This window comes from Vibrio sp. MMH1-50 (assembly GCF_022347645.1).
GTDB classification, from domain to species: domain Bacteria; phylum Pseudomonadota; class Gammaproteobacteria; order Enterobacterales; family Vibrionaceae; genus Vibrio; species Vibrio harveyi.
Genome location: NZ_JAKRGG010000057.1, coordinates 1 through 20,609 on the forward strand (window position 1 = coordinate 1; position 20,609 = coordinate 20,609).

The 20,609-nt window shown below is 45.9% G+C and carries 19 protein-coding genes; 11 read left to right on the top strand and 8 right to left on the bottom strand.

What is annotated here, in order from left to right; translation table 11 throughout:
- The first annotated feature begins 210 nt into the window (after positions 1 to 210).
- Together MHO32_RS24120 and MHO32_RS24125 are read left to right on the top strand one after the other, a co-directional pair.
- Complete coding sequence (locus MHO32_RS24120; protein WP_009696355.1) at positions 211 to 1,239, top strand: S1 family peptidase; 1,029 nt, start codon at positions 211 to 213, stop codon at positions 1,237 to 1,239.
- Between the two features lie 123 nt (positions 1,240 to 1,362).
- Positions 1,363 to 3,588: an EAL domain-containing protein gene (locus MHO32_RS24125; protein WP_239214575.1), complete on the top strand. Its 2,226-nt coding sequence runs from the start codon at positions 1,363 to 1,365 to the stop codon at positions 3,586 to 3,588.
- Here the strand turns inward: MHO32_RS24125 and fliJ are convergent.
- The 8 genes from fliJ to MHO32_RS24165 are packed head-to-tail and all read right to left on the bottom strand — an operon-like array spanning position 3,583 to position 11,597.
- Positions 3,583 to 4,023 (bottom strand): flagellar export protein FliJ, encoded by a 441-nt coding sequence (fliJ, locus tag MHO32_RS24130; RefSeq protein ID WP_005448699.1) that lies wholly within the window; start codon positions 4,021 to 4,023, stop codon positions 3,583 to 3,585. The genes MHO32_RS24125 and fliJ overlap by 6 nt on opposite strands.
- Before the next feature lie 9 nt (positions 4,024 to 4,032).
- Positions 4,033 to 5,385: a flagellar protein export ATPase FliI gene (gene fliI / locus MHO32_RS24135; RefSeq protein WP_239214585.1), complete on the bottom strand. Its 1,353-nt coding sequence runs from the start codon at positions 5,383 to 5,385 to the stop codon at positions 4,033 to 4,035.
- A complete protein-coding gene (gene fliH / locus MHO32_RS24140) occupies positions 5,378 to 6,133 on the bottom strand; it encodes a flagellar assembly protein FliH (RefSeq protein WP_005448696.1) in 756 nt (251 codons plus the stop codon). The genes fliI and fliH overlap by 8 nt, the downstream gene beginning before the upstream one ends.
- Before the next feature lie 4 nt (positions 6,134 to 6,137).
- Positions 6,138 to 7,157, bottom strand: a complete 1,020-nt coding sequence (locus tag MHO32_RS24145; protein WP_005448694.1) for a flagellar motor switch protein FliG — start codon at positions 7,155 to 7,157, stop codon at positions 6,138 to 6,140.
- The gene (fliF, locus tag MHO32_RS24150; protein WP_005448691.1) at positions 7,120 to 8,871 is read right to left on the bottom strand and encodes a flagellar basal-body MS-ring/collar protein FliF; all 1,752 of its coding nucleotides are present in this window, start codon (positions 8,869 to 8,871) and stop codon (positions 7,120 to 7,122) included. Before fliF ends, MHO32_RS24145 begins: the two co-directional genes overlap by 38 nt.
- Positions 8,872 to 8,874: 3 nt before the next feature.
- Positions 8,875 to 9,231, bottom strand: coding sequence for a flagellar hook-basal body complex protein FliE (gene fliE, locus MHO32_RS24155; RefSeq protein ID WP_005448690.1), 357 nt, complete (start codon positions 9,229 to 9,231; stop codon positions 8,875 to 8,877).
- A gap of 15 nt (positions 9,232 to 9,246) precedes the next feature.
- Positions 9,247 to 10,578, bottom strand: a complete 1,332-nt coding sequence (locus tag MHO32_RS24160; RefSeq protein ID WP_026138187.1) for a sigma-54-dependent transcriptional regulator — start codon at positions 10,576 to 10,578, stop codon at positions 9,247 to 9,249.
- Positions 10,578 to 11,597, bottom strand: coding sequence for a MotY family protein (locus MHO32_RS24165; RefSeq protein ID WP_239214587.1), 1,020 nt, complete (start codon positions 11,595 to 11,597; stop codon positions 10,578 to 10,580). Before MHO32_RS24165 ends, MHO32_RS24160 begins: the two co-directional genes overlap by 1 nt.
- Positions 11,598 to 11,978: 381 nt before the next feature.
- Here MHO32_RS24165 and MHO32_RS24170 point away from each other — a divergent pair, with 381 nt between their 5' ends.
- The 9 genes from MHO32_RS24170 (at position 11,979) to lafA (ending at position 20,226) form a co-directional block, all read left to right on the top strand.
- On the top strand, positions 11,979 to 12,797 hold the full coding sequence (locus MHO32_RS24170) for a FliM/FliN family flagellar motor switch protein (RefSeq protein WP_239214602.1): 819 nt from the start codon (positions 11,979 to 11,981) through the stop codon (positions 12,795 to 12,797).
- A complete protein-coding gene (gene fliN, locus MHO32_RS24175) occupies positions 12,794 to 13,162 on the top strand; it encodes a flagellar motor switch protein FliN (RefSeq protein ID WP_005448686.1) in 369 nt (122 codons plus the stop codon). The genes MHO32_RS24170 and fliN overlap by 4 nt, the downstream gene beginning before the upstream one ends.
- A gap of 18 nt (positions 13,163 to 13,180) precedes the next feature.
- The gene (fliP, locus tag MHO32_RS24180) at positions 13,181 to 13,948 is read left to right on the top strand and encodes a flagellar type III secretion system pore protein FliP (RefSeq protein WP_005448685.1); all 768 of its coding nucleotides are present in this window, start codon (positions 13,181 to 13,183) and stop codon (positions 13,946 to 13,948) included.
- Positions 13,949 to 13,960: 12 nt separating this feature from the next.
- A complete protein-coding gene (gene fliQ / locus MHO32_RS24185; protein WP_005448684.1) occupies positions 13,961 to 14,230 on the top strand; it encodes a flagellar biosynthesis protein FliQ in 270 nt (89 codons plus the stop codon).
- Complete coding sequence (fliR, locus tag MHO32_RS24190) at positions 14,230 to 15,006, top strand: flagellar biosynthetic protein FliR (RefSeq protein WP_005448682.1); 777 nt, start codon at positions 14,230 to 14,232, stop codon at positions 15,004 to 15,006. The genes fliQ and fliR overlap by 1 nt, the downstream gene beginning before the upstream one ends.
- A complete protein-coding gene (gene flhB, locus MHO32_RS24195) occupies positions 15,003 to 16,130 on the top strand; it encodes a flagellar biosynthesis protein FlhB (protein ID WP_047516189.1) in 1,128 nt (375 codons plus the stop codon). Before fliR ends, flhB begins: the two co-directional genes overlap by 4 nt.
- A 31-nt stretch (positions 16,131 to 16,161) precedes the next feature.
- Positions 16,162 to 18,252 carry a flagellar biosynthesis protein FlhA gene (gene flhA / locus MHO32_RS24200; RefSeq protein WP_239214605.1) on the top strand — a complete coding sequence of 697 codons (2,091 nt, stop codon included), beginning with the start codon at positions 16,162 to 16,164 and terminating at the stop codon, positions 18,250 to 18,252.
- A 19-nt stretch (positions 18,253 to 18,271) separates the two neighbouring features.
- Positions 18,272 to 19,042: a diguanylate phosphodiesterase gene (locus MHO32_RS24205; protein ID WP_443088425.1), complete on the top strand. Its 771-nt coding sequence runs from the start codon at positions 18,272 to 18,274 to the stop codon at positions 19,040 to 19,042.
- A 332-nt stretch (positions 19,043 to 19,374) separates the two neighbouring features.
- A complete protein-coding gene (gene lafA, locus MHO32_RS24210; protein ID WP_009696363.1) occupies positions 19,375 to 20,226 on the top strand; it encodes a lateral flagellin LafA in 852 nt (283 codons plus the stop codon).
- The last annotated feature ends 383 nt before the right edge of the window (positions 20,227 to 20,609 follow it).

A 20,609-nucleotide genomic window follows, 5' to 3' on the forward strand; every position in this document is an offset into this window, starting at 1 on the left:
CGATTCTTGATTTAGAATGACTAGATCTTTAAATCGCCGCCGCGTCTACAAACCAAGTCATTCTCGCTGAACCTAGCATCTCGACGTTACTTGGGTATAACGTGGATTTATTTGCATCACGAGTGAATAGATTAATGCCGGAATTGGTATAAAGTAAAAAGAGTGCTTTTGAAATCCAAGGATGGCTTTATGAGGTTGTATCATTTCTTTATGAGTGGCGTTGTTCTCATTGCCCCACTTTCTAGCTCAGCCGAAACGATGGGTGAAGTCAGTTCACCTGACGTGAAACCTTTTATTATTGGCGGACAACAAGCTACAGCCAACCAACTCCCTTTCTTTGCACGCGTCATTTTACACCGTACGGGTTCCAGTCAGTTTGCCAACATTTGCGGTGGTACCATCGTTAATGACAGGTACATCATGACCGCAGCACACTGTGTAGAACCGAGTGTCTTCACTGGCGGATGGACAATCAACGATCTTCGCGTGTTGGTGAAAAACCCAACCATGAACGATGTGTTTGTGGAAGAATTTAAAGACGTGCGAGCTATCACCATTCATCCAAACTACGATCCAGATGACCTTTGGATTAACGATATTGCTGTCTTGGAGCTCACGCGTCCAATTACCGACAACGTCCAATCCATCACACTACCACAGGACTTTGGCGACTACAGTGAGCAGACGGTATATCAAATCTTTGGGCTTGGACAAACCTCAACGAACGATACATCAGGCCCTAACTATCTACGCTGGGCAGAAATCCAACCCTTAACAGATTTACAGTGTGCCTCACTTGTTTCAGGCTTTAACTCACAAGAAAGCTTGTGCGCCAATGGCTTCCCTAACCGAACTTACACTGGGATATGTGCAGGGGACTCTGGAGGTCCTTTGACCTATCAAGACAGCAACGGGGATTATCAACAGATCGGCATAGTGAGCTACGGATCTTCGGTTTGCGAGTCTCCCGCTATTCCTAGCGTATTTACAGAAGTACTCAATTACACTTCTTGGGTCGAGGCGCAAACCAGTTCCGGAGTAAAAACGGTCTACAACGCCGCCCTGGCTGCAAGCGAGGATTACCATAGCGAAGGGGATTCAGGGTTCGATCCGGAAGACACCACCAGCAATGATTTTGGCAATAATAACAGTGGTGAAAGCAGTGGCGGTTCACTTGGTTTCGGACTGGTCACTCTTGGCAGTTTATTCGCTTGGGTCAGACGCCGTCAGCCCTTGTAGCACGTGCCTTAAACCTTACTTACAATTTTTAGAATAAAAACTCTAAAACTTATCATTTTCCAGTACATCTTAAGCCGATAATCCTGTTATTATCGGCTACCCAACTACTTTCAGATCAAGTCCATGAATAATGCTGCATCGAGTCGCCGTATTTCAGCGATGCTGTTTTTGACTCTTGGCGTCATATTGTCCGTGTTTGCTGGTTTTGCGCTGTCGCAGATGTTTGTTATTGAGCAAGATTCCTTTCAGCTAATTTCTGCCGTCAGCTCCGTCATGATAGTGAGTTTTCTTCGTTATCAATGGCGCGCATTGCCTGCAGTAATACTCGGGTTATTCGCTTATTATTTTTGGACCGGAAGAACACTCGAACATGCGTTGCTTTACGCTTTCACTGTTCCATTGTTGCCTTTCGCATTTTCTAGCTTGTTTCATTACCTCAACAACCGTGCCCTCTATCAACCCGCAGAGCAAAGGATCACTTTATTCTTTGTCGTCATTGGGTGCTTATTTCCGTTCGCTAATACGATCAAGATGATGTTGGTCAACACCTTTGTTGATGGCCAATTTCTAAGTCCGGACTTTTTGTTCTATGCCACACTAGGGAATTACTTAACTCAGTTGTTGGTGACACCTATTTTGTACGTCATGGTGAGCTTACTCACCGATACTGACACACAATCGTATCTTGCCTTAGACAAGCGTTTAAGAGTTTCAAACTTCCGCTGTCGCGGCTACATAACATGGCTAGTAAGCTGTATTGCCATTTTTATTACTGCGGTACTTTCTTCATCTTCTTTCATGCTCAACTCGCTGAGCTTCTTTGCCGTACTTCTTGTCGTGATTGGTTTAGCTAAGCACGGACTCATTCGCCCACTGTTTGTTGGCGCGCCGTTCATTTTATTGATCATTAATGACAGTATCAGCCACTACAACGCAGGCTTAATTGGTGACAAACAGTTCTATGGTTTGCTGATCATCATTACCGTGCTCACTACCTTGGCGTATTTACTCGGTGGCTATTCAGTGAAGCTGTTCGAGATGACACAAAGACAGATTCGTTCAGAGCGGATTGACCCGTATTCAGGCTTGTCCAACATCGCCCAGTTAAAAGAAGACATCAGTCGTCAACGCCATTCCCTGTTGCTCTATCTTGATCTGACGCCAACGCTTTCTATGCTCACAGACCTCGGTCATGAGGGTAAATCGCAATTAATCATGCAACTGAGTGAGTTTCTTTATTCTCGCAACGACAGTATCAATCGCTGCTACCGCCCACCTTTCTCTACAGGGTTGTTGAGTTTTACTCATTACTCAGACCTCGCAGAGGAAGAGTTGCAAGAAGTCGTGGAGTATCTAGAGAGCTTTCAATTCTATTGGCGTGGCACCTCTGTTGCTCTTGTTTCGCCAACGATATTTTGTACCGTCGTTCATCACGGGCAAGACATTGAAAAGGTGGTGTCGATTTTGTGTGATCAACCACCTCAAAGCGATCGCAGTATTCATTGGATTAACGCACAATCGTTCGAAATGGACCGCGTCGATAAACTCAACCATATCCAACAGGTGTTTAAGCGCGAGCAGTTTGAACTGTTCTGCCAACCATATATGAAGCTCTCAGGTGTCGAAGAAACTAAGCACAGTTTTGAAGTGTTGTTACGCCTAAAAGAACAAAACGGAAAAGTGCTCTCACCTGCGGCATTTTTTCCTCTGATCAACCAATTCGGATTAGAGATAAAACTTGATCACTGGGTGATCATCAACACGTTTCGAATGCTTGGGGACAAGGTAAAAAACTGGGATGACATTGGGCATTGCGCGATCAATCTTACCGCGAAAACCCTAAGTGCAGAAAACCTAGCCTCTCGCATTATAGAGAGTGCCAAAAGCTTTAATGTACCGTTGGAAAAGATTTGCTTTGAGATTACCGAATCTTCAGCACTCATCAATGAACAACAAGCGATTGAAACCTTAAGCTTGTTACGCAAACTCGGCTGTAAAGTCGCAATTGATGATTTCGGTACTGGTTACGCTAGCTTTGCGTATTTGCGCCGCCTGCCATTAGATATTCTGAAGATTGAAGGGGCATTTGTACGTGAAATCACTAAGAGTGAAACCGACCGATTGATCGTCAGTTCCATTGCGACGGTTGCGAAAGAAATGCACTTAGAAACCGTCGCAGAGTTCGTAGAAACCGCAGAACATAGCGAGATATTACGCAGTTTGGGGATCAACTTTGCACAAGGTTATGGCGTCGCAAAGCCTATGCCGCTGAGTCGTTACCTAGCGAACCTCTTTGACCACCAAGACAAGAAAGAACAGTTACCAGCGCCAGAGTTCGCAACTTTATAGCGGTTTGCGTTTTAGGCGGGAATTGATGATGTCTTCAATCAATTTCTGCTCTTTCTTGGCTTTCTCATAATTTTGTTTACTGCGCCAACGTTCCAACACTTTCTCTAGCCCCTGCACTCGGGCATGTTTGTACTCAAGGTGTTTTTGTACCGAAGCGCATTCTGCTTGCATCACGGCTTGTTCGTGTTCGTGGTGGTGAAGCATTTTTTGTAGCATGTGATCAACGCGATTTAAGTTCATCAGCGTCGCGCTATTAAGCACAGGTGTTGCAAGGGCGGATTGACCCGCATGGTTTTTGAGTTCAGAAAGCTGCTCTAGCTGCATCGCAAGATGAGAGTGACGCTGCCGCATCACATCGAGCTGCTGCCCCACTCTATCACGCTGCTTTTCTTCCATTTGCTGCAGCTTACCAACCGCTTTTAGTTTGGACTCCATGCTGTAACCTTATTGCGCCTCACTCTGGAACATCTGCGCCAACGCCGTCAAACTGGTTGGGTAGTCTACGGCTTCATTTGCAGACTGCTGTAGATAAGCACGCAATTGCGGATACATAGAAACCGACTGATCCAACTCAGGATCTTGCCCTGGTTGATAGCCACCCAGTGGTAATAACTCTTTAACTTGCAGATAGTTGGAGTAAAGCTGACGGAAGTTATTAGCAATCGTGCTGTGCGCTTCGTAAGTACAAGCGTTCATACAACGGCTAATAGAAGCATTGATATCAATCGCTGGGTAATGCCCTTGCTCAGCCAATTGACGAGACAACACCACGTGCCCATCCAAAATTGCACGAGCAGAATCAACCACAGGGTCTTGTTGGTCATCACCTTCGGCAAGCACGGTATAGATTGCGGTCAGACTGCCATGCGGGTTTTCGCTGTTACCCGCTCGTTCTAAAAGCTGAGGCAAAACGCTGAATACCGAAGGCGGATAACCTCGTGATGCTGGCGGCTCACCTAAAGACAAGGCAATTTCTCGCTGCGCCATCGCATAACGCGTCAAAGAATCCATCAGGAGCAATACGTCTTTACCTTGGTCACGAAAGTACTCAGCAACTCGGTGACAAAGTAATGTGGCGCGCAATCGCATCAGTGGCGATTCATCCGCGGGTGCGGCGATAATCACCGCTTTCTGACGAGCTTCTGGTGTTAGGTTTCGTTCAATAAACTCGCGGACTTCTCGACCACGTTCGCCAATCAAACCCACGACAATCACATCTGCCTCTGTGTTCTGCGTGATCATTCCCATCAAGACACTTTTACCGACACCACTGCCAGCCATCAAGCCAATGCGCTGCCCTTTACCCACGGTCAATAAACCATTGATAGCACGAACGCCAACATTAAGAGGCGTATCGACCGGGCGACGTTTAAGTGGGTTGATCGGTTTAGGTTCAAGTGAAACACGATCTCCCCCTTTAAGTGGCGCACCGTCATCGAACGGTTCACCTAATCCGTTGACCACCCGCCCTAACCATTGCGAACTAAGCTGTACCGTGCTGTCTCCATCCAGTGGAATGACTTTGGCACCAGCAAATAAGCCACCTAAACGGCGAATAGGCATTAAGTAGGCGACGGTATGATCAAAGCCAACCACTTGCGCTTCGATCATATCCCCTTCTGCGGTTTCAACTAGGCAACGTTGTTCCAGTTTGAAACGACAGCCAACGGCTTGAAGCATCAAACCATTTACTTTGATCAATCGCCCTGTCACTCTCGCAACGGGAATTGAATCGAGCGACGCTAATGCATCGCTCAAACGCTCACTTAATACTTCATGGCTTAAGGTGCTATTCATCTTCGGTTTCAACCTGCGGAATCGACACTTCATCAAGCAAGTGCTGCTTTACGTTGTCCATACAAGCTTCCAAGCGTGAATCGCAGCTCGCATCAGCTTCGGCATCTTCGGTGACAAGCTGACAACCGCCCACAGGCAACTCGGCATTTGCAACCAACTTCCAAGCTGATGGCAAATCTGCATTGATCTGATTAATACGCTCTAAATCCTGCGGATTCAAATGCACAATCACACTCTCCGCTTTGCCCGGCATTGCTGATAGCGTTTCATCAACCAAGGCTAAGATTTGCTGTGGCATTAAGGTCAGCTCAGCACGAATAACCTGCTGCGCCACCTTTTGTACTAACTCGCAAATCATGTGACGTTGTTGTTGTTCTTTTTCGTTCTGCCAACGAGACAGAGCATGGAACAACTCATTCACTGGTTTCGCCGCTTCCATAAAACCTTGCTTTCCAGATTGCTCTCCAGAAATAAACCCTTTTTGAAAGCCTTCTTTTTGTCCATCGAGCAAGCCTTGTTGTTTACCCTGCTCAATGCCTTGACGTAGACCTTCATCATGACCTTGCTGTAAACCCTGTTGAAAGCCAGCCTCAAGCTGTTGCTGAATATCAGCTTGAGTATCTTGCCAACCTTGATTTTCCAGCGCGAAGTCATCTTCAATATTTACTGGCTGTGCCAAAGGTGGAAAGCGATGTAAACGGTAACCACTTGGGGGTAAACGCATGGTATTTGGTGCTTTGTCTGCCATTGCGTTACTCCACCGTTGGCTCTTCGTAAAGTAGCAGTTGAATTTCGCCCGACTCATCGAGCTCACGAACTAGCTGCATAATGTCCTGACGTGCACGCTGCACTCGGCTCAATACCACAGCGCCGCGCAGTTCCATATCGTCTTCTAACGCTTTAACCATACGTTGAGGCATAGAACGTTTGATTGCCTGCTGCATAGTAATCTCGGAGCCTTTCAATGCCACAGCCCACAATTCCAATGGGATCTGTTGAACCAGTGCATCCATGGTTTCTTCGCGCTGACGACCCAGCACCATGAAGTCGAACATGTTCTCTTCGATTTCATTCACAACATCCTCGTCGTGCAGTTTGAGCATTTCCATCAAGGACGCGCGGTCACCTTCAAATCGGTTAATGATGTCTGCCGCTTGCTTCACACCAGACAAAGGCGTGGTTTGGCTAGCAGAAACCTTGTCAATGCAACGTTCTACAAGCTCGTGCAAATCGTTCGCAACTTGGTGATCGATATCTTGCAACTGAGCAATACGGAACAAGATCTCATCATGGTAATCCTGCGGCAGGTGCTTCAATACGGCTGAAGAACTGTCCGCCGGTAGGTAAGCTAAGAAAATAGCCTGCATCTGTGGGTGCTCGTTGACGATAAATCGTGCCAACGTTTCCGCCTCTACCCACTGTAAACGCTGCATGTTATTGCGAATTTCATCGCCATACAGGTTGTTGAGCAACCCCTTTGCCAAATCGTTACCTAACGCTTTACGTAGCGTATTGGACAAGTATTCTTTCGACGCGCCACGAATGCCGCTGTGCTCTCGGAAATCTTCAAAAAAGTTTTGGATGACACCACGAGCCGAATCACTTTTGATGCCATTTAACTTCGCCATTGCGCGAGTCACACGCTGGGTTTCATCACGAGTAAAGTTTTGCAGCACTTTCGCAGCCGCGTCCTCTCCCATCCCCAGTAGCACAAGGGCGGTTTGTTCTACATAACTAAGCGTCTGTTTTGACGTCAACGGCGCTGTGTTCATTGATGTTTACCCATTGTTTCAGAATTTCGGCTACACGCTCTGGCTCTTCGTTGGCAATAAGCTGTAGGTGTTTCAATTGAATCTCAAGTGGAGAGCCTGCTGGCGGTAACATGTCACTGTTAACATCCAATCCAGACGAAACGGCAATCCCTTTCTCTGATAGTTTGCGATTGAGCACTTCTTCACGCTCACGCTCTTCACGAGTTTGTAGGTTGTCGTAATCCGGTTCGATTTGCGGCTCAGCAAACTCCAGCTCAGGAGCAGGTTTGTCTGCACCTGTGAGATGCATGATAAGCGGACGAAGAACAAAGAAGATCATCGCCAAACCCAACATTCCGCCAATCACGTAACGCAAAGGCTGCTGTACCGTCGGGTCTTGCCACCAAGGCATTGCCGGCGGCGCGTCAATCTCGATTGGAGTGAAGTTGAAGCTCATAAGGCTCAAGCTATCACCACGAGCGTTTGAGATACCAACTGCGTCCATGATCATGGTCGAAATTTGCGTTTTATCGGCTTCGCTCCAAGCCACACCATCCGGCGCCGCTTGTGAATTCAGCAAGACCGAAACACTTAATTTGTCTATCTGACCTTGTTGGTATTGAGTACGACGAACACTGCTACCCACTGCGTATTGACGGTTGATCTCCGAACGCGCGTTTGAGTTCTGGCTGTCATTCGTTGGCGTTTCACCGGTGACTGGCGGTTGGTTGCTCAATGAACCAGGGATACCAAGAGCGATTTGGTCAATTGAGTTATTCTGAATCGTATGCTCATTACGGACCACTGGAGCGTTGTCTAGGATTTCTTGCGTTTCTTCAACTTGGCTGAAATCCATATCTGCCGCGACTTGAACACGGAAGTTACTTGGTCCCACGATTGGGGTCAGCATGTCAGCGGCACGTTGAATGATCTGTTTCTCAACGTTTTTTTGATATTCAAGGTATTTGGCGTTCACTTTACCAGCTTCAGCAGAAGCAACGTCTGCACTCAGTAGGCGACCGTATTGGTCAACGACAGAGACAAACTCCGGCTTCATTGCCGTCACACTGCCAACCACCAAGTTAATGATCGCTTCAACTTGCTCAGGCTTAAGGTCTTCACCCGGTTTAAGCTCTAGCATGACCGAAGCCGACGGGTTTTCCGTATTTTGACGCACAAACAGGGTTTGACGAGGAATAGCAAGGTGCACACGTGCGTTTGCGACTGAGTTTAGAGACATGATAGTACGCACTAACTCACCTTCTAAACCATGACGGTAGCGTGCAGTTTCCATGAACTGACTGGTACCAAGAGAACTGTCTTCTTTTAATGAATCAAGACCCGTTGGCAGCTTCGCTTTTACCCCTTTTGAAGCCAAAAGCATACGGATACGTGCAACCTCACCTTCAGGAACCAGCACTTGTCCATTTTGCTCTTGCATACGGTAGCTGATGCCTTCCGTTTCTAATACCGACACAATCTCGCCAATATCAAAGCGCTCTTGCTGGCTATATAGAGGACGGAAGCTCTGAGAAGAACTCCAAAGCGCGACCACAATGAGCGCGGCAACAATAGCAGCCAATACAGCAGACAACACCAGGTTGCGTTGGCTGCTTGACCACAATTGCTTGATTTTGTTTGTAACGTCATCCATTCCATTGCTTGAAGAGAATGACTGAGTGGTGCCAGTATGCATTGCAGAAGTACCGGCGACTTGAGTGGATAGTTCTGACATGTATTACACCGGCATCTTCATAATATCTTCAAATGACATCACGACTTTGTTGCGCACTTGCATCAAAGCATTGAATGAGAGACTCGCCTTTTGGCTTGCAATCATTGCCCCGACCAAATCATCACTTGCCCCAGTTTCTACAGCCGTCATTTTCTGGCTTGCGACTGACTGATGTTGATTGACCGTATCGAGCACGTTCGTCATCGCTTGTGAAAAAGAAATTGGAGTATTCAAGGTTTTCTGATCAAGTGGGTTTGCACTTACCACAAATTCCGGAGGTTGAGCTTGTGTTCGCATCACCTCCATTTTTGACAGCATTAGCTGCTCTGCTGAAACCGCATTGGTTGGTTGACTTGCCATCTTTGTTTTCCCCTTTTAGGCAGCCGAGCCAAGCGCCGACTGTAGATCAATACCGTGCTCGCGCATTGCCGCGAGCTTGTAACGTAACGCACGGGTAGAGACACCCAATGCGTTTGCGGTTTTGGTTCGGTTTCCACCAAACTGACGTAATTTATCTAGAACAAATTGAAACTCAGCTTGCTTCTTCGCTTCGACATGTCCAAAGCTTGAAACAGGCTCAACAGACTGGACTGGTGTTAACAATTCAATCGGCAACATCAAGTCATGGGCGGTAATGTAATCACCGTGACGCATGACTAAAGCGCGTTGAATAACGTTTTCGAGTTCACGAATATTGCCTGGCCAGTGATATTGGCTCAGTGCTGAAATCGCATCTTGGGACAGATGACAACGACTGCCATCTTGGTATTTTTCGATGAAAAATTGGCTGATCGGTAAGATGTCTTCTTTGCGCTCACGCAGCGGCGGCCAATGCAATGGCAGCACATCCAAACGATAGTAAAGGTCTTCACGGAACGTGGCTTTTTGCACTTCTTCACGCAAGTCTTTGTTGGTCGCCGCGATCACTCGGATATCCAGTTGAATTGCTTTGTGACTGCCAACTCTTTCCACCTCACGCTCTTGAAGTACGCGTAGTAGTTTCGCTTGCACTGCTGGCGACATCTCACCGATTTCATCCAACAAAATGGTGCCACCATTGGCTTCTTCGAATTTGCCGCTTTGTGAGTTTGTTGCTCCGGTAAACGCGCCTTTTACATGACCAAACAACACCGCTTCCAACATGGATTCTGGAATAGCCGCGCAGTTGACCGCAACAAAAGGTCCATCCGCTCTTGGAGATTGCTCATGCACATAGCGAGCAAGCACTTCTTTACCCGTACCAGATTCACCAGTAATAAGGACGCTTGCATTAGTGCATGCTGCGCGATGAGCTAATTGAAGCACCTGTTTGCTACGCCATGATTCCGCCACGATGTTTGCCAATGGCTTACCTAAAGCTTCTACGCGCTTAAGTAAATTCAGTAATTGGTTGGTTTCGAACGGACGAAGTAGGTAGTCTGTCGCGCCTGACTTCATTGTTTCCGCAGCTAAGATGCCCTGTTCTTGATCGACAACAGCGATCACGACACCAGCATTGCGCTGCTTCTGATGACATGCCACAAACTCACGCACACACATATCAGGCAAGTTAGAACTCACCAGAGTGATACAAGCACGCTCTTGCAAAAGTGCGCTACGACCAGTGCGGCTGTGTTTTGTCGAATATCCTGCATTCTCAAGTACACCCAACACTGGTTGAGCAAGGTTTTCATTTGGCTCAACCAACAAAATATCTGTTTTCGTCATCATTGAACCTTTACCTTCTCTTGTTGGGGTTGTTTTACTTCTGGGCGATTTTTCGCAATCACACGTTCATTGTCTCGAACCAGTCTTAATGTGACTCGGCGATTTTTGGCTTGTCCGGCTGACGTGTTATTACTGGCGATAGGGTAGCGAGCACCATGGGCACGAATTTCAATCATGCTGCGCTCAGCACCTAGCGCAACAAGGGCATCTGCGACTTGCTGGGCTCGTTGACGTGATACGCTTAAATTTGCAAGCTGAGAGCCTACATTATCGGTGTAACCATCGATCAAAATCTTAGTGACGCGCTCATCGACAGACACATAACTGTATAAGGCGGCCAATGTGTCTGATTGCTTAACACTTAATTGCTTTTGACCAAAATTAAATGGCAGATTGATATCGCGTGCTTGGGAAAACGAAAGCTTAGGCAAACGAGCGCGGCACTGGTTGAAGGACTCCAATGCACTCTGCATTCGGATAGTTGGTAACGTTACAGCGCTAATAGCGGAAGGATTACTTCCGTCAAGTGACAATGTCACCCAACGACCTGAAGCAACTTGCTCCAGTAATGCATCTGCACCATGGCTAAACTTAAACCGATTCGTCGCCAATTTATACTCAACCAACGCCCCATCTTTCGTATAAAGCTCATTAGACCATGGAGCATTCTCACTACTTAGCACCGCGCTATTCCATTTATTGTTGTTATTTCGAACATCTGCAATAAACGAAATTTGGCTATTTGGTTCCGCTAGGAAATAAAACTTCCCCTGTGGAATATTTGAATGCACCAAGTTGCACTTAAACTTATTTCCTTTATATGTCCAATTAGAAAGATCCATGGGTATGGTGATCTTTTCTCCAGCAACTGAAGAATTAGACAAGGTTAATAGTGCAATAGAAAATAAGCTTGAAAATATTATTAAGCCATTTCTGCCCAGGTATATCTTACAAAGCCCTGACATAGAATGGTTAATTAAATATGCCATCAAATTAGGAAATTTGGCATAGGTAATCATATTAAGACCCTATTCTGAAATATTAAAATTGGTCAACAAACGCCCACGAAAGCAGGGTTCATTCTTACTTAAACTTAATTTGACCAACAAAAAATGGTTTGTATTGCATGAGGTTAGATGATTTTATTATCTTTCAACCCTAAATAGTTGAATTAACACCATCTTAGCTTCCGCTTGTTATATTTTTTATTAACTATTTTATAAGCCACAACCTAACTCTTTTTAAATTTCATTAAAAGTGCATATAGTTACCTACAAATCAACATGTGAACTAAAGTCACAATAATCAAAGTTGACACTAAAGGATCATTAAATTTTATGTATAGACTGGCCGCCATTAAGTTGAAGCAGTTTAGATTGTTAACGCACGGTAAAATATAGATGAAAAACAAAGTTAACGAGCCTATTTCCGACATCAATTTGTTAGATGTAGAATTATTAGGCAAACCTATTCATATCATTCGTGAAAAGCTCGAAATTTTGATTTCAGAATCCTGTTCCAGCCTCACAAATGAATTGCAAAATTGGCTCAGCTCAAACAAAGTCGAAGCGAGCTTAGTTTCTGTCGAGCTGCATCGGTTCTCGCCAACGCTGTTGGATAAGGACCAAACGTCCACTTACCAACATCAAGATGAGGGCATGGTGTATGTTCATGGTGATTCGCAAACTCTGATTAAGTTAGCAGACCGTTTTTACGGCGCAACGACAGAGCGCAGTTCAACCTCATTAACCGCTAGTGATTTACGATTGCAAGAACGGATTAGCCGAATCATCACCAATTGGCTCGCTCCTCAAGAAATGTGGCAACTTTGTGAGTATGAAACGCCACGCGGAATTGGCTTACACGCCGAACTTTCCATCGCGTTTGAAGACTATCAGGGCACCATTCACCTCAAGCTAGACAGTGCGATGATTCAAACTCTGATTGAGCAGCTGGAAATGCACAGCGATGCCGATCTGTATCAGCCGTTTTGTCGTTCTTTAGAATCCACCCCCGTTCGTCTCAACGTCGTGCTAAGCAAAAAAACCATGGCGCTCAGTGACGTTGTGGGGCTACAGCCTAACGATATTTTGCCAATAGAGCTTCTAAATACCGTGCCTATCAGCATTGGTCCCCAAACCCTTTTCACTGGTCGTGTTGCCGAGCAAGACGGTCAGCTTGTTTTGATTTTTAACCCAGATAAGGAATCGCAGCGATGAGCGAAGCGCAAGAGAACACAGCATTCGACGCCGATGAATTAAATTTTGATGATTTTCAGTTGGAAGATTTTGAAACTGAGCCAACTTTTAAAGCTGAACCTGTTGCCGAGCGCGATTTGAGTTTCTTCAAGAGCATTCCAGTGACCGTAACACTTGAAGTCGCGAGCAAAGAGATACCGTTAGGTGACTTGATGAAAGCTGGTGAAGGTACCGTCATTGAGCTTGATAAACTCAACGGTGAGCCTCTAGACGTTAAAGTTAACGGGTCGCTAATGGGACAAGCAGAAGTCGTCGTTGTTAACGATAAATATGGACTTCGCCTTATTGATGTACACGACTCCGCACTTAGCGGTGTAGGTCGATAAGTTCGGATGGATTGCGCAATGAATGTTCTGAGTGTTTGTCAGCGTCGACGATCTTTGCTGACGATGGTGGTGTTCGGTTTATTACTGTTTGCACTGCCAACCATGGCGGCGGACAACGGCTTAACGATCCTATCGGTCTCCGACGGCGACACACAACAAGAGTACAGTGTGAAGCTTCAGATTCTGTTGCTCATGACAGCACTCAGCTTCTTGCCAGCGTTTATCCTCATGGCCACCAGCTTTACGCGTATTATCGTCGTACTAGCAATTTTGCGTCAGGCTTTAGGTTTGCAACAAAGCCCACCAAACCGAGTGTTGGTGGGTATTGCTTTGACGCTGACGATTCTAATTATGCGTCCCGTTTGGACTGACATTTACGACAATGCGTTTAAGCCCTATGACAACGGTGAAATTACTTTGGTTCAGGCGTTTTCTGTAGCTGAAAAGCCAGTCAGAAGCTTTATGTTAGCGCAGACGCACCAAAGCTCATTAGAGCAGATGTTACGTATTGCGAATGAGCCAATAGATCAAAATGTTGAAGACATTTCTTTCGCTGTTGTACTGCCAGCATTTGTGATCAGTGAACTCAAAACAGCTTTCCAAATTGGCTTCATGTTATTTATTCCATTTTTGATCATCGATCTGGTGGTCGCTAGTGTCTTAATGGCAATGGGTATGATGATGTTGTCACCTCTGATCATCTCCCTACCCTTTAAACTGGTCATTTTTGTTCTTGTTGATGGTTGGGCGATGACGGTTGGTACCTTGTCTGCCAGCTTTGGGTGATGGGAGAACATCATGACACCAGAATTAACCGTCACTCTATTCTCTGACGCAGTATGGCTTATCATCCTGATGGTGGCAGTGCTTGTTGTACCTGGTTTGATTGTTGGTTTGTGTATTGCGGTATTTCAAGCCGCAACACAGATTAACGAACAGACACTGAGTTTCTTACCGCGTCTATTAGTCACACTCCTTATGGTGATTTTCGCAGGTCACTGGATGCTGCGAAAAATCATGGAGCTGTTCGATTACCTATTCCACAACATTCCGGGGATGATCGGCTAATGACGATCTCGTTCGCGGAATTGTCCATGATTCTTGGTCAACTTTGGTGGCCATTTTTCCGTGTGGGCGCGGTGTTTATCTCCATGCCTTTTTTCGGAGATGCACTTATTCCTGTTTGGGTGCGCAGCTTGCTCGCCCTTTCTATTGTGGTGATCACCGCTCCACTGATGCCACCCATGCCAGAAGTCGAACTCTTCTCTATGACGTCTCTGTTTCTTGCTTTCGAGCAAGCAATCTGGGGCGTGATGTTTGGGTTGATTCTGCATATGCTATTCAATGTCTTTACCATGCTTGGTCAAGTCATCTCTCTGCAGATGGGTTTAGGTATGGCGATGATGAATGACCCAGTGAACGGACTTTCGGTCGCCATTCTTGGACGTATTTTTCTGATTTTTTCTACTTTGCTGTTCCTTGCACTTGAAGGACATTTGTTGGTTATCGACATTGTCATTCAGAGCTTTGTCGTTTGGCCGGTCGGCTCAGGTATTACCGCTCTATCTCTTCAAGGCATTATCAACATATTTGGGTGGATGTTTGCCTCTTCACTTGCTTTAGCGCTACCGGCTATCGTGTCCATGCTGCTTGCAAACATCAGCTTTGGTGTGATGAACCGAGCAGCCCCGTCACTTAACGTGTATGCACTCGGCTTCCCGATGACCATGTTATTAGGTCTATTCAGTGTTTTGATTTCAGTATCTGGCGTGCCAAGCCGCTACACCGCATTGGTGCATGACACGATTCGTTTTCTGAACAACTTTATGTTGGGGGGCTCATGAGCGATCAGTCGTCACAAGACAAAACCGAGAAAGCCTCCCCCCAGAAGGTAAAAAAAGCCCGCCAGGAAGGGCAGATTCCTCGCGCAAAAGAGTTCACGACTGCTGTGATATTTTTAGCGGTAGCGCTGTTCTTTTATTCTCAACTGAATGGCATTTGGGAAAGCATCTCGGGCGTATTCCGCTACAACATGACCTTGACTAAAGCGGACTTAGAAAATCCAAAACAGTTGGTCGAGCACCTAGGTCAAAGTTTGGCTGTCATTATTGAGATGCTGTTACCGCTTTTCACGGTGATCATCATTGTGACCTGTGGCAGTAGCATGGTGCTAGGTGGCTGGATGTTTCGACCAGCCAACGTGATGCCAAAGCTAAGCAAGCTCAACCCTATCTCAGGTATTAAGCGCATTTTCTCGACTCGCTCAGTCGTTGAGCTGTTGAAATCAACCTTCAAGGTTTTGGTTATCTTCGGCATCCTCTATGGCTACTTGGACAACCATTTGCAGCCGCTACTTGGTATGCAAAACTTGCCATTGAGCCAAGGTTTTTCTCTGATCATGTCGATTTTGTTCGAAGGTCTACTGCTGATGGGGTTTGCTCTATTACTGTTTGGAGTTATTGACATTCCTTACCAACGTTGGGAACACCTCAAGGAACTACGAATGACCAAACAAGAGCTCAAAGAAGAGTTCAAAAACAACGAAGGTCGCCCTGAAGTCAAACAACGTATTCGACAAATTCAACAACAGTTTGCTCGTCGTAAAATCGACAAAATGGTGCCTACTGCAGACGTAGTGATCACTAACCCGACTCACTACGCCGTCGCATTGAAATATGAGCCATCACTTTCTGATGCGCCATTTGTGGTCGCAAAAGGCGTCGATGAGACCGCAATGCACATTCAACGTATTGCCCGCGAGAACAAGGTCGAGATCATCAACTCGCCGCCTCTTACTCGTTCGATTTATCACACCACCGCAATTGAGCAAGCCATCCCAAGCCAGCTCTATATCGCTGTGGCTCACATTCTAACTTACGTTTTGCAATTGAAAGCCTTTCGTAAAGGGGAAGGAAAAGAACCAACACCTTTGCCTCACTTTTCAATTCCAAAGCATTTGCAACACTGATTAACCCGCGTTTACCCAAGGACACGAGAGTATGTTTAACCGGTTAAAACAACTTCAAACTTCCACCAAAGGCTATATGGGAATTCCAATTGTCTTGCTGATGGTTTTGGCAATGGTAATTTTGCCTCTACCACCATTACTGTTGGATGCGCTGTTTACCTTCAACATCGTTTTAGCGATTCTGGTATTGCTGGTCAGCACTACAGCAAAGCGACCACTCGACTTTTCAGTTTTTCCAACTATTTTGTTGGTCGCGACGTTATTACGCTTAACACTGAACGTAGCATCAACGCGTATCGTATTGCTTGAAGGTCACAACGGTGGAGATGCGGCAGGTAAAGTTATCCAAGCCTTCGGTGAAGTGGTTATCGGTGGTAACTATGTCGTTGGTATGGTGGTGTTCATCATCTTGATGATCATTAACTTCGTCGTGATCACCAAAGGTGGTGAGCGTATTTCTGAAGTATCCGCTCGCTTTACCTTGGATGCCTTACCAGGTAAACAAATGGCGATCGATGCCGACCTCAACGCTGGTTTGATCGACCAAGAGACTGCACGTCTGCGTCGTAAAGAAGTCGCGAACGAAGCCGATTTCCACGGCTCAATGGATGGTGCATCTAAGTTCGTTCGTGGTGATGCTGTCGCAGGTTTGCTGATCCTATTCATCAACATCATTGGTGGTATCAGTATTGGTGTATTCGAGCACGGATTACCTGCTTCCGAAGCCTTCAAGACTTATGCCCTACTGACCATTGGTGACGGTCTCGTTGCACAAATCCCATCACTATTACTTGCTACTGCCGCTGCTATTATCGTTACTCGTATCAACGACAGCGACAATGGCATGTCAGAAACCATGCATAAGCAGTTACTGGCAACACCAGCAACTTTGTTCACCGTTGCTGGCATTATGGTGGTGATTGGTATCGTACCAGGTATGCCTCATTTGGCATTTTTCACCTTTGCTGCAGTATTGGCATTTGCTGGATGGCGACAAAGTAAAAAGCCCGTCCAAGACCCACAAATTGACCAAGTAGAAGCGCTTTCTCATGCAATGCAAGAAGAAGAGACCACGCTAACTTGGGATGATATTCCACACGTTCACACTTTGTCCCTTGCCCTAGGTTACCGCTTAGTGCATTTGGTCAACAGAGAACAAGGTGCACCTTTGGCACAGCGTATTCGTGGTGTGCGTCGCAACCTCTCTGAACAAGTGGGTTTCTTACTGCCTGAAGTCCGTATCCGCGACAACTTAAGCTTAAAGCCAAATCAATACACCATCGCTCTAAATGGTGAAGTGATTGAACAAGGCTTTATCGAACCAGAACGCTTAATGGCAATTGCTGTTGGTGAAACCTATGGCGAAGTTGATGGTATTTTAGGAAGCGATCCCGCTTACCAATTGCCAGCCGTTTGGATTGAACATCAAGACAAAGCCAAAGCCCTGAATATGGGTTATCAGGTGGTTGACGATGGTACGGTAATCGCCACCCACATCAGCAAGATCATGAAGACCAATTTGGCAGAGTTGTTTACGCACGATGACGTAGAAGCCATGACTCAACGCCTTACAGCACAAGCGCCAAAACTGGCTGAAGCGTTAGCGGCAGCATTAACACCAGCCCAGCAACTTAAGGTTTATCGTCAGCTTCTGCTTGACCAAGTGCCACTAAAAGACATTCGCACCATCGCCAATACCATGTTGGAATCATCGGAAAACACCAAAGATCCAATTTTGCTTGCTGCAGACGTACGTTGCGCACTCAAACGCACCTTGGTCAACTTAATTGCTGGTCAGAAAAACGAGTTGAACGTCTACGCCTTGTCTGACGAACTCGAACAGATGTTGATGACATCACTGCAACAAGCACAAGCAGCAGGCACGGTCATGCTAGACAGTTTCCCGATCGAACCAAACATTCTTGGACAGTTCCAACAGAATTTACCCTTGATTCGTCAACAACTTAAGCAGCAAGGTCTGCCACCAATTTTACTGGTGATGCCTCAACTGCGACCATTGCTGGCACGTTATGCCCGCACCTTTACCCAAGGGTTGGCAGTACTGTCTTACAATGAAATTCCAGAAAACAAACAAATCAACGTGGTAGGTAACCTTGGATAATCTCATCTCAAACAAAGCGATGTACGACTATTTGTGTTGCCTTGCTGAGGAACACATTGTCACGGAAGACGATAAACTGGTGTTTGATGCACTCAAACACAATGACATTCAGCATGCGTGTCAGGCAATTCGTGAGACGAAAACAGGAGAGGTGGAATACCAACACCTCACATTACGTTTTGGGTCACGTGGTGAGCAGAGCGTGTATCAATTTGAACTTTCTCAGCAAATGCTGTTTTGCTTAGATCTTTACAGCTTGTATCTCGCGCTTCGCCAAACTCAATTTCAGTTAGAAGCGTTTCATCCCGATTTGATCAGCAACGTGGTCGTGCCAATTCATGTTGATGCGCTGCTTTGGCAGCCTGGCGAGCACTTTCTTGAGCAAATGATTCAGTTTCACAATGCAGGATTTCAACATGTCGTGCCATCTCTGCAAGCAGATAAAGCGCTCTGCTTACACGAACGCGTTGGTACTTTGGTTGAGCAGCTCAAAGAAAACGCCTTTGCACTCTGGTTCGAGATCGCGACAAATCAAATTCACTTTGAGCATATTGTGGATTTCGAGCCAGACATGATTAAGTTATCTGTGACGATAGAAAACAAAGAAGATCAACATGCGTTTTTACCTATTGCTCGCTTCCTACGTCGCAATCAATTTCCATGGGTAGCAGGGCGTGTCGCAAGCCAAGTAGAACTCAACCGCTACCGTTTATTAGGCGCGAGTTACTATTTCGGATACTTCAGCGATATTCCTACGTCACTGTCTTTTCAATCGTTTGATGACGAATAAAGTAAGAATGCCGTAGAACAATAAGGGCGAATTCTAAATTTAGAGTTCGCCCTTTTTTATACCCAGTCGTGTCGAGACGATGGGTTCAGCGAGGTTGATTTAGTTTGTAAACATGAAGGACTTAGTTTGTAGATGCGATGGCGATTTAACGGTCTACTGGGTCTAAATCAGCGATTTTCTGGAATGGGCATCACCAAAAACCATCAAAATGAGCCATTTGGAAAAAATATTTAACTTTCTAATTAATCATTAAAACCAATTAACCGCCTCTTGTTAGTGAGCAGGGAAATTCCCGAGGCCTGAAAAGATATTGAAAACCAAGGAGACTTACGATGGCTTTATCTATGCACACTAACTACGCTTCACTTGTTACGCAAAACACGCTGAACAACACAAATGGTCTATTAAACACTGCAATGGAGCGTTTGAGCACAGGCTTCCGTGTTAACTCAGCGGCTGACGATGCTGCAGGTCTGCAAATTGCTAACCGACTAGAAGCACAAACTCGTGGCATGAACGTAGCAATGCGTAACGCACAAGACGGCATCTCAATGATGCAAACTGCGGAAGGCGCGATGGACGAAATGACTAACATCGTGTACCGCATGAACGACCTAGCAACACAGTCGTTGAACGGTTCAAACAGTGCTACTGACCGCGCATCTCTTGATAAAGAATTCCAAGAGCTAACTAAAGAACTTAACAACATCGTTGACAACACTAAGTTCGGTGGTCAAAACCTTCTTAAAGGCGGCGGCTTCGGTGCAGGCGCAGTATCATTCCAAATCGGTTCATCTTCAGCTGAAACACTATCTGTAGACGCAAGTGCTGGTATTACTGAAATCACGGATATCCTAGCTGACGCAGCAATCACTGACGGTGTTGGTGATGCAACTAAAGCGAAAGCAGCTCTTGATAAAATCAGTGGCGCTGCTGGTCTAGTTGAAAAGATTGGTTCTTCTCGTGCAGACTTCGGTGCGAACATCAACCGTCTAGAACACACTATGACTAACCTTGGTAACATGGTTGAGAACACTACTGCAGCGAAAGGCCGTATCATGGATGCAGACTTCGCAGCAGAATCTTCAAGCATGACTAAGAACCAAATGCTTATGCAAGCTGGTACAACGGTTCTTTCTCAAACGAACCAACTGCCTGGTATGGCAATGTCGCTACTACGTTAATAGTCCCCTTCTATTAACTAAAAGGTTACAACATTTAGTTCGTCTGAAAGCTCTAAGCCTCCCATTCATCCGGGAGGCTTTTTTCGTTCACATAGGGTTGATTTATACCTATACCCAAGTGACTTCAAGATGCAGGATTCAGAGCGTTGTCATTGATTCGAGAGCAAGGAAAACAACGCAGTGTAATAGCAAGCTCTTTCCAAGTTGTTTGACGCGGCCATTGTTTGACTAAAAAAGCGAGTCAAAAACACGCTCCCAAAGGGCACTCTTTGTAAATAGTAAGGGCCTTGGCTTGTATACTTTGTTGTCGATTCTTGATTTAGACCCACTAAACCTTTAAATCGCCGCCGCGTCTACAAACCAAGTCAGTCTCGCTGAACCTA